The 21,968-nt window shown below is 64.3% G+C and carries 19 protein-coding genes; 14 read left to right on the top strand and 5 right to left on the bottom strand.

Annotation, left to right across the window (positions count from 1 at the left end; translation table 11 throughout):
- Position 1 precedes the first annotated feature (1 nt).
- From CAFEL_RS06320 to CAFEL_RS06265, 12 genes are all read left to right on the top strand, one after another.
- Complete coding sequence (locus CAFEL_RS06320; protein ID WP_194559369.1) at positions 2-1,090, top strand: glycosyltransferase family 4 protein; 1,089 nt, start codon at positions 2-4, stop codon at positions 1,088-1,090.
- Complete coding sequence (locus CAFEL_RS06315) at positions 1,087-1,542, top strand: hypothetical protein (protein WP_194559824.1); 456 nt, start codon at positions 1,087-1,089, stop codon at positions 1,540-1,542. The genes CAFEL_RS06320 and CAFEL_RS06315 overlap by 4 nt, the downstream gene beginning before the upstream one ends.
- Positions 1,543-1,608: 66 nt before the next feature.
- Complete coding sequence (locus tag CAFEL_RS06310) at positions 1,609-2,361, top strand: YebC/PmpR family DNA-binding transcriptional regulator (protein ID WP_194559368.1); 753 nt, start codon at positions 1,609-1,611, stop codon at positions 2,359-2,361.
- A gap of 114 nt (positions 2,362-2,475) precedes the next feature.
- Positions 2,476-3,009: a crossover junction endodeoxyribonuclease RuvC gene (ruvC, locus tag CAFEL_RS06305; RefSeq protein WP_194559367.1), complete on the top strand. Its 534-nt coding sequence runs from the start codon at positions 2,476-2,478 to the stop codon at positions 3,007-3,009.
- Positions 3,006-3,620 carry a Holliday junction branch migration protein RuvA gene (gene ruvA / locus CAFEL_RS06300; protein ID WP_194559366.1) on the top strand — a complete coding sequence of 205 codons (615 nt, stop codon included), beginning with the start codon at positions 3,006-3,008 and terminating at the stop codon, positions 3,618-3,620. Before ruvC ends, ruvA begins: the two co-directional genes overlap by 4 nt.
- Positions 3,621-3,632: 12 nt before the next feature.
- Positions 3,633-4,709 carry a Holliday junction branch migration DNA helicase RuvB gene (gene ruvB, locus CAFEL_RS06295; RefSeq protein WP_194559365.1) on the top strand — a complete coding sequence of 359 codons (1,077 nt, stop codon included), beginning with the start codon at positions 3,633-3,635 and terminating at the stop codon, positions 4,707-4,709.
- A gap of 156 nt (positions 4,710-4,865) precedes the next feature.
- Positions 4,866-6,770: a protein translocase subunit SecD gene (secD, locus tag CAFEL_RS06290; RefSeq protein ID WP_194559364.1), complete on the top strand. Its 1,905-nt coding sequence runs from the start codon at positions 4,866-4,868 to the stop codon at positions 6,768-6,770.
- Between the two features lie 2 nt (positions 6,771-6,772).
- Positions 6,773-7,984, top strand: coding sequence for a protein translocase subunit SecF (secF, locus tag CAFEL_RS06285; RefSeq protein ID WP_194559363.1), 1,212 nt, complete (start codon positions 6,773-6,775; stop codon positions 7,982-7,984).
- A 13-nt stretch (positions 7,985-7,997) separates the two neighbouring features.
- On the top strand, positions 7,998-9,620 hold the full coding sequence (locus CAFEL_RS06280) for an ABC transporter substrate-binding protein (protein WP_194559362.1): 1,623 nt from the start codon (positions 7,998-8,000) through the stop codon (positions 9,618-9,620).
- A gap of 17 nt (positions 9,621-9,637) precedes the next feature.
- Entirely contained in the window at positions 9,638-10,213 is a 576-nt protein-coding gene (locus CAFEL_RS06275) for an adenine phosphoribosyltransferase (RefSeq protein ID WP_194559361.1), read from the top strand.
- A 47-nt stretch (positions 10,214-10,260) separates the two neighbouring features.
- Positions 10,261-12,537, top strand: coding sequence for a RelA/SpoT family protein (locus CAFEL_RS06270; RefSeq protein WP_194559360.1), 2,277 nt, complete (start codon positions 10,261-10,263; stop codon positions 12,535-12,537).
- 185 nt (positions 12,538-12,722) lie between these two features.
- Positions 12,723-14,978, top strand: a complete 2,256-nt coding sequence (locus CAFEL_RS06265) for a 5'-nucleotidase C-terminal domain-containing protein (RefSeq protein WP_194559359.1) — start codon at positions 12,723-12,725, stop codon at positions 14,976-14,978.
- Positions 14,979-15,210: 232 nt separating this feature from the next.
- Here the strand turns inward: CAFEL_RS06265 and CAFEL_RS06260 are convergent, their stop codons facing one another.
- Entirely contained in the window at positions 15,211-15,498 is a 288-nt protein-coding gene (locus CAFEL_RS06260) for a hypothetical protein (RefSeq protein ID WP_194559358.1), read from the bottom strand.
- A gap of 142 nt (positions 15,499-15,640) precedes the next feature.
- Entirely contained in the window at positions 15,641-16,600 is a 960-nt protein-coding gene (locus CAFEL_RS06255; protein WP_194559357.1) for a peptidylprolyl isomerase, read from the bottom strand.
- 106 nt (positions 16,601-16,706) lie between these two features.
- Between CAFEL_RS06255 and CAFEL_RS06250 the strand changes: the two genes are divergently transcribed.
- Positions 16,707-17,342 (top strand): MBL fold metallo-hydrolase, encoded by a 636-nt coding sequence (locus tag CAFEL_RS06250; protein ID WP_194559356.1) that lies wholly within the window; start codon positions 16,707-16,709, stop codon positions 17,340-17,342.
- Positions 17,343-17,390: 48 nt separating this feature from the next.
- Positions 17,391-18,689: a histidine--tRNA ligase gene (hisS, locus tag CAFEL_RS06245; protein ID WP_194559355.1), complete on the top strand. Its 1,299-nt coding sequence runs from the start codon at positions 17,391-17,393 to the stop codon at positions 18,687-18,689.
- On the opposite strand, the gene CAFEL_RS06240 is transcribed toward hisS, so the two are convergent.
- From CAFEL_RS06240 to ypfJ, 3 genes are read right to left on the bottom strand one after another with little or no spacing between them, the layout of a single operon-like run.
- The gene (locus CAFEL_RS06240; protein WP_194559354.1) at positions 18,686-20,080 is read right to left on the bottom strand and encodes an L-serine ammonia-lyase; all 1,395 of its coding nucleotides are present in this window, start codon (positions 20,078-20,080) and stop codon (positions 18,686-18,688) included. The genes hisS and CAFEL_RS06240 overlap by 4 nt on opposite strands.
- Positions 20,081-20,135: 55 nt before the next feature.
- Complete coding sequence (locus CAFEL_RS06235) at positions 20,136-20,858, bottom strand: CBS domain-containing protein (protein ID WP_194559353.1); 723 nt, start codon at positions 20,856-20,858, stop codon at positions 20,136-20,138.
- A gap of 53 nt (positions 20,859-20,911) precedes the next feature.
- Complete coding sequence (ypfJ, locus tag CAFEL_RS06230) at positions 20,912-21,835, bottom strand: KPN_02809 family neutral zinc metallopeptidase (protein ID WP_194559352.1); 924 nt, start codon at positions 21,833-21,835, stop codon at positions 20,912-20,914.
- Between the last annotated feature and the right edge of the window lie 133 nt (positions 21,836-21,968).

Below are 21,968 nucleotides of genomic sequence, written 5' to 3'. Positions count from 1 at the left end.
CGTGCGGATCGGTCTGGTGTGCCCGTACTCCTTCAACGTGCCGGGCGGAGTTCAAGCCCACGTGCTTGACCTTGCTGCCCAATTGCGCGAGATGGGCCACCAAACCGAGGTGCTCGGCCCGGCTTCCGAGGCTGTCGAGCTTCCGGAGTGGGTCACCCGCGGCGGCGCCGCGGTGCCGGTGCGCTACAACGGCTCGGTCGCGCGGCTGTCGTTCGGCCCGCAAGTGCGCCGCACCACCCGGCAGTTCATCGAGCGCGGCAACTTTGACATTTTGCACGTGCATGAGCCGAACTCGCCGAGCTACTCCATGGCGGCGCTGCGCATGGCTACCGGCCCGATCGTGGCCACCTACCACGCCTCAGCGGAGTCCTCGTATGCGCTCAAGCTCGCGCTGCCGGCACTTCGCGGCAGCCTAGAGAAGATCCGCGCCGGTATCGCGGTGAGCGAGGAGGCGTGGCGCTGGCAGTCGCAGCAGGTGGGCACTGACCCCGTGATCATCCCGAACGGTGTGGACACCGCCAGGTTTCAAGCGGCGCGGCGCACTCCAGGAAACCAGGCAATTCCAGAAGTGGTGTTCTTGGGCCGCTTGGACGAACCCCGCAAGGGCCTCGACGTGTTCCTGCGGGCCGTGGATCGGCTCCCGCGCAAGCCCCGCATCACCGTCATCGGAGCTGGGACGCCCCGCGAGATTACGGGTGTCGAATTTACTGGGCTGGTTTCTGAGGAGGAGAAGGCGCAGATCCTCGGCCGTGCGGATATCTTTGTCGCGCCGAATCTCGGCGGCGAATCGTTCGGGATCATCCTCGTGGAGGCGATGGCTGCCGGCTGCGCTGTACTCGCCAGCGACATCCCGGCGTTCGCCGCGGTCTGCGGCGAGGATGCGGGGTTGCTGTTTCCGCCCGGCGATGCGTCGGCGCTCGCCCAGCAGTTGCAGTTGCTCATCGACGACGTCCCGCTCCGCGCGAACCTCTCCGCTAAAGGTGTGGAGCGGGCAGAAGACTTCGACTGGTCCGTTGTCGCGCGTCGGGTCCTGGCGGTGTACGAGGCTGTGTCCATCGGGGAGAAAGTCGGGGTGGAGGGGTGGCTATGACGATGGTGTGGATCGCTGTGGCGGTGGTGGCGACTGTGCTGGCGGCGTGGGCCTACAACACGGCGCAACGGCTCAACCGCCTGCATATCCGGCTCGACCGTTCTCGCGACGCTCTGCAGGCGGCGCTGGACCGGCGTTGCGCCGTTATCGCAGTGCTCTACCCCGAACTCGGCGCGGCGGCGCAGCGCACTGAGCAGATCAGGCTAGCGCCGGACGATGTGCGCACTCGTTTTGCGCAGGAGGAACAACTTTCGGTGTTGGTGGCCGAGCATGGCGCCGGTGAGGGGGTGCCGGTCCCGCTGAGCGAGGCAGACGTCCGAGTCGAGCTGGCCACGCGTTTTTACAACGATGCGGTGGCGGATACGCGGGCGTTGCGCCTTCGGCCGTCGGTGAGCTTTTTGCGCCTCGGCGGTACAGCAGCATTGCCACAGTTCGTGCGGGACGACCAGTAATAGCTTCAGTAAGACGGTGCGTATAATGCCGTCTGTTACACGTCAACCGAGGAAAAGGGGTGCGTTATGGCGGGCCACTCAAAGTGGGCAACCACGAAGCACAAGAAGGCCGCAAACGACGCGAAGCGGTCGAAGTTGTGGGCGAAGATGATCAAGGACATCGAGGTCGCGGCACGAACCGGCGGCGGCGATCCGGCCGCGAACCCCACCCTGGACGACATGATCCGCAAGGCCAAGAAGGCTTCGGTGCCTGGCGACAACATCGAGCGCGCACGCAAGCGCGGCTCCGGTGAGGAAGCCGGCGGCGCGAACTGGGAAACCGTGATGTACGAAGGTTACGGTGTCAACGGCGTCGCAGTGCTCATCGAGTGCCTCACGGACAACCGCAACCGCGCCGCTACCGAGGTGCGTACCGCGATGACCAAAAACGGTGGCAACCTCGGCGAGTCCGGCTCCGTCGGCTACATGTTCGAGCGCACCGGTGTCGTGACCATTCAGAAGGGTGAGCTCAGCGAGGACGACGTGCTCATGGCTGTGCTCGACGCCGGAGCCGAGGAAGTCAACGACCTCGGCGAGGAGTTTGAGATCACCTGCAAGCCGACCGATCTGCCGGCAGTGCGCGAAGCGCTGGTCGGCGAGGGTATCGAGATTGAGGAAGCGGGCCAGGAGTTCCGCGCGGACGTGGAGGTTGACCTCGACGTCGAGGGTGCGAAGAAGATGATGCGCATCATCGACGCACTGGAGGATTCGGACGACGTGCAGAACGTCTATACCAACATGAAACTCTCTGACGAGGTCGTGGCCCAGCTGGAGGACTAGGCCTTCACTGGTCTTTCGCTATGCGAAACGCCCGCGCCGCCGGTGGTGGCGCGGGCGTTTGTCGTGTGTCCTGTGGTAGAACATATGTGTCAGATGTGTGGAAGGGAGGATGCGATGTCGCTGGAAGGTCTGCGGGTCATGGGCATTGACCCGGGCTTGACGCGCTGCGGTCTTTCCGTGGTGCAAGCTGGCCGGGGCCGCCAGATCATCCCCGTGGCGGTTGGCGTGGTGCGCACCCCGTCCACTGCGGAATTGGCGGAACGTCTTCTGCGCCTGTCGCGGGCGGTAGGTGAGTGGATCGACGATTACGAGCCGGACGTCATCGCCATGGAGCGCATTTTTGAGCGCGGCAATGTATCAACCGTCATGCACACCGCGCACGCGGTGGGCGTGATGGTGCTGGCCGCGGCGGAACGGGGCATCCCGGTGCACATGTACACCCCGTCAGAGGTGAAAAAAGCCATCTCCGGCAACGGGCGGGCGGACAAGAAGCAGATGACGGTGATGATCACGCGGATTCTCGGCCTGTCTGAAGCACCGAAGCCCGCGGACGCGGCCGACGCGCTGGCTATCGCGGTGTGCCACTGCTGGCGCGCCCCCTTGATCGCACGGACCAACCAGTTGACCATGAAAGCGGCGAACCAATGATTGATTCTCTCAACGGCGAAGTGCTCACCATCGGGCTCGACCATGCAGTCATCGAATGCTCGGGCGTGGGCTACCGCTTCCTTGCCACCCCACAGACGCTGGGTCGCTTGACCCGCGGCGAGCGCGCCCGGGTGATGACGTCGATGGTGGTCAAAGACGATGGTGTGACCCTGTACGGCTTCGGCGACGCGGATGCCCGCGAGATGTTCCACAAGCTGCAGAACGTCTCCGGACTGGGGCCGAAGTTGGCGCTCGCCTCGTTGTCCGTGTTCGACCCGGGCGAGCTGTCCTCCCACATCGCAGCCGGAGATGCGAAGACGATCCAGTCCATTCCGGGTGTGGGCAAGAAAATGGCGGAACGCATCGCTCTCGAGCTCAAGGACAAGGTGGAGGCGTTTATCCCGGCGGGCGATGCACCGGCCGCTACAGGGGCAACCAGGGCGAACACGGGTTCGTCGCTCATTTCTGAGCAGGTGGTCGAGGCATTGGTGGGTCTGGGTTTCCCGGAGCGTTCGGCGCGGCCGGTGGTCGACGCGTTGGTGGAGGAGCAGCCGGAGGAAGACGCTTCCGCACTGCTCCGTCAGGCGCTGGGCCAACTGGGCAAAAAGTAGGGAGGTATCGCCGTGTCGGATGTGGAAAAGACAGAGTTTGAGCTGCCGGAAGGGTTCGCGGCGAAGGCTCCGTCGCCAGTAGACGCGCACGCGCAGGCAGACGAGCATGACATCGAGCGTTCGCTACGCCCGAAATCGATCAATGAGTTCATCGGCCAGCCCAAGGTACGGGAGCAGCTCAACCTGGTGCTTGCAGGTGCGCGCAGCCGCGGGGTGACCCCGGACCACATCCTGCTGTCCGGACCGCCGGGGTTGGGCAAGACCACCATGGCGATGATCGTGGCGCAGGAGTTGGGTACCTCGCTGCGGATGACGTCTGGTCCGGCTCTTGAGCGCGCAGGCGATCTAGCGGCGATGCTGTCCAACCTGATGGAAGGCGACGTGCTGTTCATTGACGAAATCCACCGCATCGCCCGTCCTGCAGAGGAAATGCTCTACATGGCAATGGAGGATTTCCGCATCGACGTGATTGTGGGCAAAGGCCCTGGTGCGACTTCGATTCCGTTGGAGATCCCGCCTTTTACCCTCGTCGGGGCGACAACCCGCGCGGGCATGCTCACGGGCCCACTGCGCGACCGTTTCGGGTTCACCGCCCAGATGGAGTTCTATGACGTGGAGGACTTGACCCAAGTGGTCAGCCGCGCCGCGGACATCCTCGCTATGCGCATAGACCAAGATGCGGCGGTGGAAATCGCCTCGCGTTCGCGCGGCACGCCACGTATTGCAAACCGCCTGCTGCGCCGAGTGCGAGACTGGGCGGACGTGCACGGCGACGGCCACGTCAACCTCGATGCGGCGCGCTCGGCGTTAAGCGTGTTCGACGTGGATGAGTTGGGCCTGGACCGGCTAGACCGCGCGGTTCTTGACGCGTTGATCCGCGGCCACGGCGGAGGGCCGGTAGGCGTGGGCACGCTTGCCATCGCCGTTGGCGAGGAACCCGGCACCATCGAGGAGGTGTGCGAGCCCTACCTCGTGCGCGCGGGGTTGATGTCTCGAACTGGGCGCGGGCGAGTGGCGACTGCCGCGGCGTGGGAGCACCTGGGGCTGCAGGCGCCGCCAGATGCACCGGGGCAAATGTCGCTTTATTAAGGCTGGCGCGGACCGGACTGCTGGTTTTGCGGCGCTATGCCGTAGCATGTTCCGTTGTGTCTCCACCGGCACGCCCTTCACCTATGCCTCTTCCCGGGTGTTGTAGGGCTCGGTGGAGGGGAAAATTGGAGCTCGGAAAGCAGAGGAGTCAGCTCAGTGTCCAACAACACTCGGCGGTCCCGCGAGGTGAAGGGAAAGAAGCGCTGGCCGGCTCGGCTGCTCGCGCTATTCACCCTCATTGTCATCGGCGTCTACGCCCTAGTATTTTTCACCGGAACTAAAACGGCTGAGCCGAAGCTCGGCATCGACCTGCAGGGCGGCACCCGTGTCACCCTCGTTCCCCAGGGCGATGAACCGACAAGCGAACAGCTGGAGGATGCGCGCAACATCCTCGAAAACCGTGTCAACGGCATGGGTGTCTCCGGTGCGTCCGTTGTTGTGGACGGAAACACCATCGTCATTGAGGCTGCCGGCGACGACACGACCGAGATTCGCAACATCGGCCAGACCTCGCAGCTCTTCTTCCGTCCGGTGCTTGACCCGCCGGCGGCGGATAGCACCAAAATTGACCAGGTCACCTTGGACATGACCAACGAGTGGGTCAAGTACGGCATCTTCACCCCGGAGGAGGGCCAGGCGGTGCTCACTCAGATCGCCGCGCGCAAGCAGGCTGCGGAGAAGGAAGCTGAAAAGGCCGCCGAGAACCCGCAGGATGAAAGCGGTGAAGGCAAGGACGTTGCTCCAAAGGAAGAGGAAGCCCCGGAGGCGCCGAAGGACGTTCCGCAGGTGAGCGCTGAGCCGCTGCCGGAGCCGAACGGCCCGGTTGAGTCAGCTGAACGCCGCCAGGAAACGACGGACATGCTGCGGCGCACCCGTCAGTCCACCGACCCGACCGAGCAGTTCGCGGCACTGACTTTGATGTCGGCGCGTTGCATGGGCCAGATCACCGACCCGTTGGCCGGCTCCGACAAGGCGGATCTGCCCCTGGTTTCTTGTGACCCGACGTCGGGCCAGGCGCTGCTTCTCGACGAGGTTCCCCTGCTCGACGGCGTCACCGACGCTGATGGCCCGCGCCTGACCGGCGAGCAGATCGACACCAACCGTGCGATCACCGGCGGCTTCAACCCGCAGTCCAGCCAGATGGAGATCAGCTTCGCCTTTAGCCAGGCGAGCGAGCCCAACGGCTCCGAGACCTGGGCGCGCCTGACCAGTGAAATGCTGCAAAAGCAGATCGCGATCACGCTGGACTCTCAGGTGATTTCCGCACCGGTGATCCAGGGTCCGACCCCGGTTGGTTCCGCAACGTCGATCACCGGCAACTTCACCCAGGAGGAGGCCGAGGGTCTTGCCAACAACCTGCGCTACGGCGCACTGCCGCTGTCCTTCGCTGGTGAGAACGGCGAGCCGGGCGGCACCGCACTGTCCGTTCCGCCGTCACTGGGCCAGGCTTCGCTGAAGGCGGGCCTGTACTCCGGCCTGGTAGGCCTGATCCTTGTGGCGTTGTTCGTCTTCGCTTACTACCGCCTCTACGGTCTGATCTCTCTGGCGTCGCTCGTCGCCGCTGGCGCACTCGTCTACGGCACCTTGGTGCTGCTGGGCCGCTGGATCGGCTACTCCCTGGACCTTTCCGGCATCGCCGGTCTGGTCATCGGTATCGGCGCAACTGCCGACTCCTTCATCGTCATTTACGAGCGCATTAAGGACGAGGTACGCAAGGGCAAGACGTTCCGCTCCGCCACCGCATCCGGCTGGCAGCGGGCGAAGGACACTGTCATCACAGGCAACATGGTCACCCTGATCGGAGCGGTGATCATCTACTTCCTTGCCGTTGGAGACGTGAAGGGCTTCGCCTTCACCATGGGCCTGACCACCGTGTTCGACCTGGTTGTCACCTTCCTGGTTACCGCGCCGCTACTGATCATCGCGTCTCGCAGCGGATTCTGGTCCAAGCCGTCCGTCAATGGCATGGGAAAGGCGTTCAAGACCGCTGAGGCACGTCGGGCGCAGGATGACGTCGATAAGCACACGCTCCAACCGGCCGCAACGATTGAGGAGAACTAGACATGTCGAGCACCAAGGCAACTTCGACACACACCTCCGCCGAGGCAACGGACGCAGGCAACACCGTCGCCGCTCCCGTGAAAGCCAAGCGCTCGGCGGAGACGCTGTACGACGGCACCGGCGCCATCGACTTTGTCGGCCGCCGCAAGTTGTGGTATGGCATCACGCTCGCGCTTGTGGTGATCTCCCTGCTGGCCATGCTCTTTCGCGGCTTCAACATGGGCATCGACTTCGAGGGCGGCACCAAGATGACGATGCCGGCCGGCGAGCTCGTGGCGGAAGAGGTGGAGGAGACCTTCGTCGACGCCACCGGCGTGACCCCGGAGCTGACCCAGATCGTCGGCTCCGGCGACACCCGCACGCTTGAGATCAACTCCGGCCACCTCACACAGGAGCAGATCGACGCAGCACGCCAGGCGATTTTCGACGAGTACCAGATTGAAGACTACAACGGCGAACCCAGCGCCGACGCGATCGGCGACTCCACGGTCTCCGAGTCCTGGGGCTCAACTATCACCAAGCGCATGCTGCTTGCGATGGCCGTCTTCCTCGTCGCTGCCGCCGTGTACGTCGCGGTGCGCCTGCAGCGTGAGATGGCGGCCGCCGCGATGGCCGCGCTCATCGTGGACGCTGTGCTCATCGCCGGCATCTACGCATTGTTCGGGCTTGAAATCACCCCGGCGATGATCATCGGTCTGCTCACCGTTTTGACCTTCTCCCTCTATGACACGGTGATTGTCTTTGACAAGGTGCGCGAAAACACCTCTGGTGTGTTAGATTCGCGCCGCTCCACCTACGCCGAAGAGGCGAACCTGGCAGTGAACCAGACGGTGATGCGTTCTATCTCCACTTCCGTCATTTCTGCGCTGCCGATTGTGGCGCTGATGGTTGTGGCGGTGTGGATGCTCGGCGTGGGCACCCTGAAGGACCTCGCTCTGATCCAGCTCATCGGCGTGATCGAGGGCATCTTCTCCTCGCTGTTCCTGGCAACCCCGCTGCTGGTGAGCCTGGTCAACCGCAAGAAGAAGTACAAGGACCACAACGCAGCCGTGGAGCGCTTCCGCACCCGTGGCGCCGGCGAGCTCGAAGTGGAGACCGCCGAAAAGGTGGCCCCCGAAAAGCGCCAAGTTGCCGCCCCGGTGCGCCGTGCCGAGACCTCTCTCGACAACGCTGATGGAGCTATCGGTTCCTCGACCTGGCGTCCAGGCAGGTAGACGGCGGCGAACCATGTCAGGACGTTTCACACGTGCGGTCGCAGCGGTGGTTGCGGCGGCTGTGAGCATCTTCGCTCTTACCGCGTGCGGCACAAGCAGCAGTGAGCATGCAGAGTCGAAGAAGCTGTTTGGCTACCAGGCGCTCGGAGAGTTGCGCACCACAAACTCCGGCACATTGGAAGGTGCCGCCGACCTAGCGGAGCAGCTTTCCGTGCGCCTGTATCCGGGGGTGTACGTGCCGGGGCCGAGCGGACAGATGATCCCGAACACGGACTTGGTTACCACCCAGGTCCTGCCGAGCGATCAGCCCAAGGTGATTTACACACTGTCCGACGCCGCAGTGTTTTCCGACGGCACACCGGTGACCTGTTCCGACTTCCTGCTCACGTTTACCGCGGGGCACTATCCGGGCATGTTCGGCTCGCACATGCCTCTGTTCGACGACACAGAGGAGCTGTCCTGCACCCCAGGGGCCAAGGAATTCACGCTCACCTTCAAAGAGAAGCGTGGAGCTCGCTGGCGCGGGCTGTTCGACGCCGGCACTGTGCTACCCGCTCACGCAGTGGCGGCCAAGTTAGGCAAAAGCGTCGAAGAACTCGACAGTGACTTGCAGTCCAACGACTTTTCCCGTCTGAAGCCCATCGGCGACGTGTGGCGCCACGGCTTCAGCCTTGCCGAGTTCGATCCTGCACTGCAGGTTTCCTTCGGTCCGTTCAAGATCGCGGAGGTGGGGGAGCAGGGTGAAGTGACGCTAGTAGCCAACGAGCACTACTACGGTGATGCTCCGCAGACCCCGGAAATGGTGATCTGGCCCGGATCCGCTGATTCCAGCGAGTTGGCGGAGGATGAAGCGCTGCGCATCGGTGACTTGCGGGAGACCTCACCGGCTTGGCACGACGTGAACGCCGAAGGCAACCGCCTCAGTGTTGACAGCCAGATCGGTGAACTTACAGAGTCGCTGACGTTCCCACTCGTCGGTATGTGGGCGATCCACGAGAACCGCCAGGCGTTTGCAAAGTGCGTGGACCCGCGTGCCGTCGCTAAGGCATCGAGCGACGTTGCTGGTCTTGACGTGCCGGTCGCGCCGTTGCACGTGCTGCCCCACGCCGACCCGCTGTCCGGGCGCGTCAAGGACGTAGCGGCGCCGCACCTGGACGTGGACATTGAGGGCGCATCCGCGCTTTCCGGCACCGAAATCCGTATCGGCTACCCGTACCCGGACGCGCGTTTCGCCGCGATGGTGGAATCCATCCGCCGCACGTGCGAGCCCGCGGGAATTACCGTCACGGACGTGACCGAGGGCGGAAAAACGCTCGCGGATCTGCCGAGGGCGGAGTACGACGAGTGGGGCAATGAGACCTGGACCGACGGCGCGGCCGACGTGATTTTGCACGCCACTGACCCCATGCGGGAGTTCCCGTCCGCCAATAATCGCGCCCAAGAACTCGGTGTGCTTCGCGCGCAGGAAGCGCACCTGTGGAAGCAGTTGCCGTCCATTCCGCTCGCCGCGCAACCCCGCACCTTCGCCGTGGATGGCGCAGTGCGTAACGTGGTGCCGTACACAGGTCTTGCCGGCATCGGCTGGAACATGGACCGGTGGCAGCTGAACACAGAAACAACCCCGGCCGAAAAGTAACAGGAGAATCCACACCAATGGCCCCCACACCTATCGACGGCAACCGTTACGCCACCGCCCGCGACGCCCTGAAGGACAAGATCCGTCAGGTGCAGGACTTCCCGGAAGAGGGCGTACTGTTCGAAGATCTCACCCCGGTGCTCGCGGATCCGGCAGCGTTGAACATCGTGATTGCAGAAATGGCTACGGCCAGCCGCAAGCTCGGCGCCGACCTCATCGGCGGCCTGGATGCGCGTGGGTTCCTGCTTGGCTCGGCTGTGGCATATGAGCTCGGCACCGGCATTCTGGCCATCCGGAAGAAGGGCAAACTGCCGCCGCCGGTGATCACTCAGGAGTACACCACGGAGTACAGCTCGGCCGCGCTCGAGATTCCGGCGGACGGCGTGGACATCACAGGCAAGAGCATCGTGCTTGTAGACGACGTGCTGGCCACCGGCGGCACCCTCGTCGCCGCTCGGGACTTGATCGAGCGCGCCGGCGGCACCGTCGCAGGCTATGTGGTCGTCCTTGAGGTGCCGGACCTCGGCGGGCGCAGCAAGCTTGGCAACGCCCCGCTGGTGGTTCTCGGCGAGGAGCACCCCGAGAACGCGTAGGATTACGTTTTTAGTCGCGGGAGAAGTTCTGGAATCGGAGGCTAGGAATGACTGACAAGCCGGTGAAGAGGACAGGCCCCTCCGTGCGCAGCATGTCTGCCCGTCTGGCGCGGTCGCTGACGGGCAACAGCCGCTCAAAGACGAACCCGGTGCTTGACCCGCTGCTGTCGTTGCACCGCAAATTCCACCCCAAGGCAGACGCGGAACTGCTCGACCACGCGTATTCCACTGCGGAGCGCCTGCACGAGGGGGTTTTCCGCAAATCGGGAGACCCGTACATCACCCACCCGCTCGCGGTGGCGGCCATCTGTGCCGAAATTGGCATGGACACCACCACACTGGTGGCGGCGCTGCTGCACGACACGGTGGAGGATACCGACTACTCCCTCGACGACCTCACCCGCGACTTCGGACCCGAGGTGGCCAAACTGGTCAACGGCGTAACCAAGTTGGACAAGGTCGCGCTCGGCGCGGCGGCCGAGGCGGAGACCATCCGCAAGATGATCGTGGCGATGGCGGAAGACCCGCGCGTGCTGGTGATCAAGGTGGCCGACCGCCTGCACAACATGCGGACCATGCGCTTTCTGCCGCCGGAGAAGCAGGCGAAGAAGGCGCAGGAGACGCTCGACGTCATCGCCCCGCTGGCGCACCGCCTGGGCATGGCGAGTGTGAAGTGGGAGCTGGAAGACCTGGCTTTCGCCATTCTGCAGCCGAAGAAGTACGAGGAGATCGTGCGAATGGTCGCGGACCACGCGCCGTCCCGTGACAGGGCGCTGCGGGAGATCACCGACGTGCTGCAACGAGAGCTTGCATCCAACGGCATCACCGCCGAGGTGATGGGACGACCAAAGCACTACTGGTCGATTTACCAGAAGATGGCCGTGCGCGGCCACGACTTCAACGAGATCTTCGACCTGGTGGGCATCCGCGTGCTGGTAGAGACCGTCAACGACTGCTACGCGGCGATCGGCGTCGTGCACTCCCTGTACTCCGTGATGCCGGGCCGGTTCAAAGACTACATTTCCAACCCGCGTTTCGGTGTGTACCAGTCGCTGCACACCACGATGATGACGCAGACGGGCCGCCCGCTCGAGGTGCAGGTGCGCACCCATGAGATGCACTACAACGCCGAGTTCGGCGTGGCGGCGCACTGGCGCTACAAGGAGACGAAGGGCTCGCACAAGGGCGACCAGTCCGAAGTAGACCAGATGGCGTGGATGCGCCAGCTGCTGGACTGGCAGAAGGAAGCAGCTGACCCGAACGAGTTCCTCGATTCCCTGCGCTACGACCTAGCGAGCCAGCAAATCTTCGCCTTCACGCCGAAGGGCGATGTGGTGGACCTGCCAGCTGGTTCCACCCCGGTGGACTTCGCGTACGCGGTGCACACCGAGGTCGGCCACCGCTGCATCGGGGCCAAGGTCAACGGCAAGCTGGTGACGTTGGAAACCGAGCTCAAATCCGGCGACAGGGTGGAGATTTTCACCTCCAAGGACCAGAACGCGGGGCCGTCGCGCGACTGGCAGGATTTTGTGGTCTCCCCGCGCGCGAAGGCGAAGATCCGCCAGTGGTTTGCCAAGGAGCGCCGCGAGGAGCAGCTCGAGGCTGGCCGCGACGCGCTCGCTGCGGAGGTGCAGCGCGGCGGGCTGCCCATGCACCGCCTGTTCACCAACGAGTCCATGCGCCAGGTAGCAACGCGGCTGCACTACCAGGACGTGGATGCGCTGTACACGGCGATCGGCGCGGGCAACGTCTCCAGTCAGCACGTCGCGCACCTGCTGATGGACATGTTCGGCGGCGACGACGACGCTGTTGATGCGCTCACCGCGCGCACCCCGATGTCGGCGCTGGTGCGCCCGCAGGCCAGTGGCGACGGCCCCGCGATCCTGGTGGAGGGCAGCCCGGATGTGATGGCGAAGCTGGCCAAGTGCTGCCAGCCGGTGCCCGGCGACGCCATCTTCGGTTTTGTCACCCGCGGCGGGGGAGTGTCGGTGCACCGCACGGATTGCACGAACGCCAACAAGCTCAAGGACGAGCCGGAGCGCCTGGTCAATGTCGAGTGGGCGAACCAGCGCTCGCACAAGAGCGCGTCGCGAGCCACGATCCAGCTGGAGGCGCTGGACCGCAACGGCCTGCTCACCGAGACCACCGGGGTGCTCTCGGAGGCGAAGTTGCCAATTTTGGCAATGTCGTCCCAGGCGGGCGACGACCGCATCGCCACGATCCGTTTGACCATCGAGGTCTCCGATATCAAGCAGCTGGGGTCCATCATGAACCAGATCCGCAACATCGAGGGAGTCTTTGACGTCTATCGCGTGACTGCTTAACGACGACCAAAGGTTGCCCACGCCCTCCTCTTAGCCGGCGCCCAGGTTTCCTGCAGATGAAATGTTGGTGCACAGAAGGTTATTTCCGCAGCAAAAGAGTTTGCGCACCGCGGAGTTGCGCTGCGGTGACGCAGAATTCGGGATACAAGGGAGGGACACTACCCCGCATATTTGAGGAGTCTCCCGTGTTTGATTTCCGTCGCGCTGGCGCCCTGATCGCCGCAACCACCACGACCGCTGTGGTGCTCACCGGAGCACCGTTCGCCGCAGCCGCTGAGGCTGACCAGGTCACCATCAACGTCGCCAACATCACCGACTTCCACGGTCGCCTGAAGTACAACCCGTCCACGACCACGGTGAAGGACGCCGCAGGCAACCCGGTCCTCGACGAGAATGGCAAGGAAGTCAAGGAAATCACCCCGAAGGTCGGCGACGAGATGGGTGCCGCCAATGTCGCGGGCATCATGAACTACCTGCGCGAGCAGAACCCGAACACCATTGTCACCACCTCCGGTGACAACCAGGGTGGCTCGGCGTTCGTTTCCTTCATCTCCGACGACAAGTACACGATGGACTTCATCAACGCCATCGGCACCGACGGATCCGCTGTGGGCAACCACGAGTTCGATAAGGGCTACCAGGACCTGATCGACCGCATCGTTCCGGGTACCAATGACAAGCAGCTCGGCGCGAACATCTTCGTTGATGGCGAGCAGCCGGTGAAGCCGTACACCATCGTGGAGAAGGAGGGCGTGAAGGTTGCCCTGGTGGGCACGACCTCCAACCTCACCCCGGAAAAGTCCAGCCCGGCCAACGTTGCGGGTGTGAAGTTCACGGATTCCGCCGAGCAGGTTAACGTCGAGGCGAAGAAGATCAAGGAGTCCGGCAAGGCCGACCTGGTCATCGCGCTAATCCACGACCCGGCCGACACCAGCGCGCCGAAGCTCAACCCTGAGTACGTCGACTTCATCTTCGGCGGCGACGACCACATCAAGCGCCTGGAGCTCGACCGCGACGGCAAGGTGCCCTACGCGCAGTCCCACGAGTACGGCAAGGTTGTCACCGACATCGCCATCACGTACGACACCGCGACGAAGGAGATCGTCGACGTCGACGGTCGCCAGATCGACGCCACCCACCTCGAGGAGCTCGGCATTACCCCGGACCCGGAGGTTGAGAAGATCGTCGAGGAGGCCGACAAGATTGCCAAGGACCTCGGCCAGAAGGTCGTCGCCAACATCGCCGCCGACTTCAAGCGTGGCTCCAACCCGGAGGACAAGCCGGGCTCGAACCGCGGCACCGAGTCCACCGCGAACAACATGCTGGCACAGTCCGCCGTCGCTGCGCTGTCCGCTTTCCTCGATACTGAGATCGACTTCGGCGTCATGAACGCCGGTGGCGTCCGCGCTGACCTCGCCAAGGGCGACGTGACCTACGAGCAGGCTGCCAATGTCCAGCCGTTCGGCAATAACATCGCCGTTGCAACCCTGTCCGGCGCCGCTATCAAGGAAGCCCTGGAGAACCAGTGGCAGACCCCGGAGGCCACCGAGAAGTCCGGCCGTCCGCGCCTGGACATGGGCCTGTCCGACAACGTGTCCTACACCTACAACCCGAACGCTGAGCGCGGCAACCGCATCCTGGACATCCAGATCAACGGCGAGTCCGTGGATCCGGAGAAGGACTACACCGTTGCAGCGTCGACCTTCCTGCTCGACGGTGGCGACGCCCTGATCAACGCTGACGAAGTCCGCGACCGCAACGATGTGGGCTACAACGATCTGCAGGCATTTGTGGACTACCTGCAGACCGGCGACGCCCAGGTCCGTGAGGGCCAAAAGGACGTCGGCGTGGTGCTCCCGGAGGGCGGTCTGAAGGCTGGCCAGAAGAACACCATCGAGCTGACCTCCCTGAGCTACTCCTCCGAGGGCGAGGCGCAGGCTGAGACCGTCACCGCGAAGGTGGGCGAGGCAACGGCTACCGCCGACGTCGACAACGCGGTTACCGACGCCGACAAGGGCTTCGGCGAGCAGGGCCGCGCAAAGATTGAGCTGGAGATCCCGGCGGGCGTGTCCGGCGAGCAGACCCTCGAGATCACCACCGACGCGGGCACAAAGGTGTCCCTGCCGGTGACTGTGGCTGAGGCTGAGGCGCCGGCACCGACGCCGGAAGAGCAGCCGACCGAAGAGCAGAAGCCGACCGAAGAGCAGAAGCCGACCGAGGAGCAGAAGCCGACCGAAGAGCAGAAGCCGACCGAAGAGCAGAAGCCGACCGAAGAGCAGAAGCCGACCGAGGAGCAAAGCTCCGCTTCTTCCTCATCCGACGCTCCGATTGGCGTCATTCTCGGTGTCGTCGCTGCTGTTTTGGCGCTCGTCCTGCCGCTGGCACTGGCATACCCGATCGACTCCGTGCTCGGCCCGATCGCGCTGATCAACAACAAGTAAGACGAGCATGAGCCTGATCTGATACAGGTTGCACGCGACAGCGCCGCCGATTCCCCACGGCTGGGAAACGGCGGCGCTGCTTTATCGGGGAGGGGGACGAAGAGAACCGGCTCCCTAGAACCGGCTACCTTTGGAAAATTCCGTTGGTAGCCGGTTGTAGGGAGCCGGTTTTTGTCTACACGCCGCAGCGCGGGAGACCACGCGCGCCGCTCCGGGGTCAGCGGCGCGAGGACTAGCGCGCGAACTTAGACGCGATGGACAGCACCTGGGTGAGCATGCCGATGATCGCGGTGACCACGGCGATCCAGCTCTTCAGCTCCTCTGGGGTCATGTCCTCGATGGAGGAACCCTCTTCATCCGAGGAGGACAGGCTGTCCTTGATGGTCTTCTTGTCGCCGGAGTCCTTGGACTTGCTCTCCGCGGTGTCGTTGACCGTGGGAGTGGCGTCGGCGACTGCGGCGCCGGAAACCATGACCGCGGTGGCGGTTGCTGCCGCTGCAAGGCTGGTGCGAAGCTTCATCGAATTTTCCTCACTCGTAAAAATGTGTGTTCTTCTCGGAATGCTAATGGGTGCGCTGGTGGTGCGCTACACCGGACAGCAGAATTTGATGCGATTCCCAGAGCTACGTCGCTTGAGCGCGCGGAAGCGTTACTCCACCGTGTTACTTCACGGACGCCTTTTTGACGCGGACCTCGTCAGCCGGGGCGCCGTCCTGCTGGCCACCTTCAACGCCAGCCTCGGCGATCTTGTCCAGGGTGGCAAGACCCTCGTCGTCGATCTGGCCGAAGTAGGTGTACAGCGGCGGCAGTACGGAGTCGCCGTAGTTGAGGAAGAACTGGGAGCCGTTGGTGTCCACGCCGGCGTTCGCCATGGCGATGGTGCCGCGGTCGTAGCGCTGCGGCTCGTTGTTTTGCTGCAGCAGCATCGTCTTGGCCTGCATCATCTCTTCCTCCGAGGCGCCCTCCGGGATGCCCGCCTCAGACAGGTCGATGCCCTCAAGCGCCTTGTCGGTGGGCAGCTCGTTAGCGAACTGGAAGCCCGGTCCGCCGGCGCCGGTGCCGGCACGGTCGCCGCACTGCAGCACCTTCAGGCCGTCGCCGGTGGTCAGGCGGTGGCAGACGGTGTCGTCGTAGAAGCCCTCCTCAGCGAGGTACTCGACGGCGTTGACGGTGCAGGGGGAGGCTGCACGATCCAGCTCCATGCCGATCGGGCCCTGGTTGGTGTCCAGCTCGACGGTGAGGGTGCCCTCGGTGGACACGCCCTCAGTCTTCGGGGTGCCAACGCCGTCGCCGCCCTGCTCCGCAGCCTCGTTGTAGGTGCAGTTCACAGTCGACGGCAGTGCCTGCTCGCGCTTCGTGGCGATCGGTTCGAACTCCGACGCGTCGAACGGCTCCTGCTCCTCGGTTGCGGACTCGGAAGCAGCGGTGGTTTCGCTGGCCGCGAGGTCCTCGCCGCTGTCGTTGTTGGCCGCCAAGTAGATGCCGCCGCCGATCAGCGCGATCACTGCCGCGGAGATTGCCGCCACCGACCACGGGCGGGACTTTTCTTTGCGGTCGCGCGAATCCAGCTCGCTTTTCAGGTGGGACAGGGCTTCTTTGCCGCGCTGTTCGTTCGATGCCACTGGGGTTTACACCTCGCCAATTTGTTGGGATGGGCGGAGCTGGACGTCGTTAAGCATCCGCCCTTGAACGGCTAGAAAGCCTATCAGCACCGATATAGTGGCCAGCATGAGAATCGCCGGTTTCGCCGCAGGACCTTTTCAAACCAACAGCTATGTCGTCGCTCATGGGGATCGGGCGTTTGTGATCGACCCGGGGCTGGGCGCGCACGAGGCGGTGAGCCAGCTGGCGCAGGAGCAGGGGCTGACCGTCGAGGCGGTGGTGCTCACGCACGGCCACATTGACCACATCCGCGATGCCGCCGCGTTCGGGGTGGAGACATTCATCCATCCCGCGGACGCGTTCATGTTGCTGCGAGGCGAGGGGGTCAGCGAGCAAGCACGCCAGCTTTACGACGCCTCCGCCATGCCCCCAATCGACAACCCCACGCCGCTCGAGGATGGTCAGACCCTGCAGGTCGCGGGCGTGGAGTTGCGCGTCGTGCACGCACCGGGGCACTCGCCGGGCTGTGTGATGCTTGTCGCCGACGACGTGGTCTTCTCTGGCGATGTGCTGTTCCGCGGGTCTATCGGCCGTACGGACCTGCCTGATTCGGACCCGGAGCAGATGCGTCAGTCCCTCCGCGGTCCGGTGTGGGACCTGGCCGACGAGCTGCAGGTGCTTCCCGGCCACGGCCCAGCGACGACGGTGGCGCAGGAGCGCGCAACCAATCCGTACCTGCGCCAGGCCAACGCGGACCGCTAAACGGGTACTCGCTCCGGGCGGGGGAGGGCTGGACTAGACTTGCCCGGTGTGAGCGAGAACAAGAACGACCAGTTTCAGAAGCTTTCCGCCCCGAAGGGTGTGCCGGATTACGCGCCGCCGCAATCGGCGGCGTTTATCCATGTGCGCGACGAGTTTGCCCGTCAGGCGCGCATCGCCGGCTACCAACACATTGAGCTGCCGGTGTTCGAGGACACGACGCTCTTCGCCCGCGGTGTGGGCGAGTCCACCGACGTGGTGAGCAAGGAGATGTACACCTTCGAGGACCGCGGCGGCCGCTCCGTCACGCTGCGCCCGGAGGGCACTGCCGGCGTGATGCGCGCGTTTATCGAGCACAACATGGACCGCGGATACCTTCCGGTGAAGCTGAACTACTACGGCCCGTTCTTCCGCTACGAGCGCCCCCAGGCCGGCCGTTACCGCCAGCTGCAGCAGGTGGGCGTGGAGGCCATCGGCATGGACGACCCGCTGCTAGACGCTGAGGTCATCGCGTTGGCTGACCGCAGCTACCGTGCTATCGGGCTGAGCGGGTTCCGCCTTGAGCTGACCAGCCTGGGCGATAGGAACTGCCGGCCGGCGTACCGCGAGAAGCTGCAGCAGTTCCTCTTCGATCTGCCGTTGGATGAGGAAACCCGCAAGCGCGCGGAGATCAACCCGCTGCGCGTGCTGGACGACAAGCGCGAGGAAGTCCGCGAGATGACCGCGGATGCGCCGCTGATGCTGGATCACCTCTGCGACGATTGCCGCGCCCACTTCGACGCAGTCACCGCGGCTTTGGACAGCTTCGGTGTGCCGTACGTGATCAACCCCCGCATGGTGCGCGGGCTGGACTACTACACCAAGACCACTTTCGAGTTCGTCCACGACGGCTTGGGCGCGCAGTCCGGCATCGGCGGCGGCGGCCGCTACGACGGCTTGATGGCCCAGATCGGCGGCCCGGACCTGTCCGGCATCGGCTACGGCCTCGGCGTCGACCGCGCCGTCCTCGCCCTTGAGGCGGAGGGCGTCGAGCTCGACGAGGCTTCGCACCGGGTGGACGTGTTTGGCATCGCCATCGGCGACGAGGCTCGGGTGAAGATGAGCAAGCTTATCGACGAGCTCCGCGCCGCCGGCGTTTCCGCCGACATGTCCTACGGGCAGCGCGGACTCAAGGGCTCGATGAAGGGCGCCGACCGCGCCGGCGCGAGGTACGCGCTCGTGCTCGGGGAGCGCGAGCTGGAGGCCGGCGAGGTGGCGGTGAAGAACCTCGCGCAGCACTCGCAGGAGTCCGTGGCGTTGTCAGCCGAGGCCGTGACCCAGGCGATCACGAGCGCGGGAGCCGAAATTTAGCACTCGGTGATGTTCACCGGCAGGCCCAGTTGCACTGCAAGCCCGCCCATGGACGTCTCCTTGTACTGCGTCATCATGTCGCGGCCGGTGGCGGCCATGGTCTCCACCACGTCGTCGAGGGTGACGATGTTGGTGCCGTCGCCCAGCTTGGCCAGACGGGCTGCGTTGATGGCCTTCACACCGCCGATGGCGTTGCGCTCGATGCAGGGCACCTGCACAAGCCCGCCGACGGGGTCGCAGGTCAGGCCCAGGTTGTGCTCGAGGGCGATCTCCGCGGCGTTTTCCACCTGGGCAGGTGTGCCACCCAGCGCGGCGCACATGCCGGCGGCCGCCATGGACGAGGCAGAGCCGACCTCGCCCTGGCAGCCCACCTCAGCACCTGAAATGGATGCGTTGGTTTTGATAATGGAGCCGACTGCGCCCGCAGTGAGCAGGAAGTCGCGGGCGCGCTCGACGGTGAAGTCGTCTGTGAAGTCGCGGCAGTAGTGCATCACCGCGGGGATGATGCCGGCGGCGCCGTTGGTCGGCGCGGTGACCACCTGGCCGTGCGCTGCGTTTTCCTCGTTGACGGCCAGCGCGTAGAGGTTGACCCACTCCATCGCGTCCAGCCCGCGGGCAGTGGACGCTTCGTACTCGGCGGTGAGCAGGCGGTGGAGACGGTTCGCGCGCCGCCTGACGCTCAGCCCGCCGGGCAGGGTGCCCTCAGTCTTCAAACCGTGTGCGACGCATTCCTGCATCACGTTCCACACTGCGTCCAGGTGGGTGTCGAGTTTTTCGCGGCCGTGAATGGACTCTTCGTTGGCGCGCATGATCTCGGCGATGGTCAAGCCGGTCTCGTCGCAAAGCTGCATGAGCTCCGCTGCGGTGTGGAAGGGATGGGGCACCGACGGAATCTCACGGGCGGAGGCCACGCCGGTTTCGTCGCGGTGCGCCTCCATCTCCCAGCGGTCCTGGATGAAGCCGCCGCCGACGGAGTAGTAATCCTCGCGCTCGGCAAGCACATTGCCGTCTGCGTCCCACGCGTCGAAGATCAGGCAGTTCGGGTGCGCCGCCACGGGAGCGGGGTCGAACCGCAGCACGTATTCGACGGTGCCGGTGGGGCCGGAAATGCTGCCCGTGGCGGGAATCGGCTCTCCCGGTTTCGGCTCGGCATCAGCCGACGTGGTGGTGGGAGTGTAGCCGACTAGGCCCAGCAACGCTGCGCGGTCGGTGCCGTGGCCAACGCCGGTGGCCGCGAGAGATCCGCGCAGCTCCACCAGCACCTTGGCCGGGAAGGTGTCGAGTTTGTTTATGAAAGTTTGGGCGGCGCGCATCGGGCCGACGGTGTGGGAGGAAGACGGGCCGATGCCAATGCTGAACAGGTCGACAACGCTCACAAAGTTTGCAGACATGTCGCGGATACTACAGCACGAAAAGGTGTGCAGCGCCACAGCGAAACCAGGGATATTACGTTTCCTGCGCAAGGGCCGGAATGTCGGTCGCACCCAGCACCGAGATAGGCTTCTGCGTCGGCTTTCCGTGTTCGGTGATGATGGCGAGGCGGGGAACCGCGCCGGACTCGAGCGGTGTGCTCAGCGCCTCTACGGCAGCCGCCGCGGTGACGTTTCGCGGCAGGAAAATCGGCTCGTCCAACTTGCCGCTGTGTTCAATCACGTCTGCCACGGTGCCTGCCGCGATAGTGTCGTCCTCACGCAGCTCTGCCGCCAGCCACCGCGCAATCGCGTTGGTGGTGAGGAGCCCGACGCACTCGCCGCCTTCATAGACCGGGAATTGAGCGAGGCCCTCGGAGGCGATGATCTCCAACGGCTCGTGGATGTCGGTTTCAGGGGAGAAGGTGATCACCCGCTGGTGCTCAACCACTTCTAGAGCCAGCGTCGGGGCGAGCAGGGAATCCCGGATCCGCTCGATTTCAGCGACGGTTTCCGGCAGCGGCTCGGCAATCGGGCGCAAGTTGTCGTACTCGCCGTGGCTAATCGCGTTGCGCAGATCGGCGAACTCCTGCAGCGTCTCGGATTGCTCCAGCGTGACAATGCCCTTCTTCGCCGCAAGACGGGCCATCCACGAAAAAGAATCAGACCGTTTGGCATCGAGCTCGGTGCGCAAGAATTTCTCGATGGAGTTGAACGCAGCAAGAAACGGCACGGCGCGGTTAGGTTCAGCATTGTTCATGCTGGCCACTGTAGCGCCGTGCCGTTTCGAAAGCGGGGCGAAAAAGAGGCGGTTTAGCTCTTGTACACGCCGCGGTTGAGCGTGTCGCAGGCCGACATCTGGCCGGTTTCGTAGCCAGACTTGAACGCCTGCATGCGCTGTTCCGAAGAGCCGTGGGTCCACGCATCGGGATCGACCTCGCCGCCGGAACGCTTCTGAATGTTGTCGTCACCGATGGACTGTGCCGACTGCAGGGCCTGCTGCAGCTGCTCGTCGGTGATCTGCTCAAGTGCTGCGTTCTCACCCTTGGACGCGTGGTGCGCCCACAGTCCCGCGTAGCAGTCGGCCTGCAGCTCGATTGCCACGGCCGCGGAATCCTCGCCCGGGTTCTTGTAGTCGCTCAAGCCGAGGGTGCCCTCAAGGTTCTGGATGTGGTGGCCGTACTCGTGTGCGGTGGCGTACTCCTGAGCCAGCGGGCCGTTGGAACCGCCGAGCTGGGACAGTTGATCGAAGAAGCTGACGTCCAGATACGCGGTGGAATCCTGCGGGCAGTAGAACGGACCGGTATCAGCGCTTGCGTAGCCACAGCCGGAATTCACGCTGCCTTTAAAGATGGTCATTTCCGGCTTGGTGAACTGGGTTTCGGACTGGGCGGGCAGCAGGTCGGCCCAAACGGCGTTCAGCGATCCCATGGTCGCCGCCGCGCGGCAATCGTCGTACTCGTTGGAGGAACCTTGCTCCTGGCAGTGCTCCAGCGAGTACTCGCCCTGGGACTGCGACTGGGAGTCGTTGCCTCCGCCGCCGAGGATGCCGTTGAACGCACCGCTGAAATACAGCAGGGCCAGCAGGACCAAAATGATGGTTCCACCGCCGCCTCCGCGCAGCAGGAGCGGCAGCAGCATCATCGCGCCGCCGCCCACGCCTCCGCCTCCGCCGCCGCCGGAGCTGGTGTTGACGTTGCCGCCTTGGCCCTGTGCGTAATCGCCTCTGAAAGTCATGGTCAGAATTGTGCCAAATATCTAGGGCACGTGTTGGATCTGGGTCGGTTTAGTCGCGGTGCAGCTCCACCCAAGGTGCCCAGGTGTCTGGCAAGCTTCAGGGGGCCGGACGCACGTCGTGACAGCGCCGGGT

Origin of the sequence: Corynebacterium afermentans subsp. lipophilum (assembly GCF_030408375.1) — a bacterium.
GTDB classification, from domain to species: domain Bacteria; phylum Actinomycetota; class Actinomycetes; order Mycobacteriales; family Mycobacteriaceae; genus Corynebacterium; species Corynebacterium lipophilum.
This window is presented reverse-complemented; position numbering and strand designations above follow the sequence as displayed.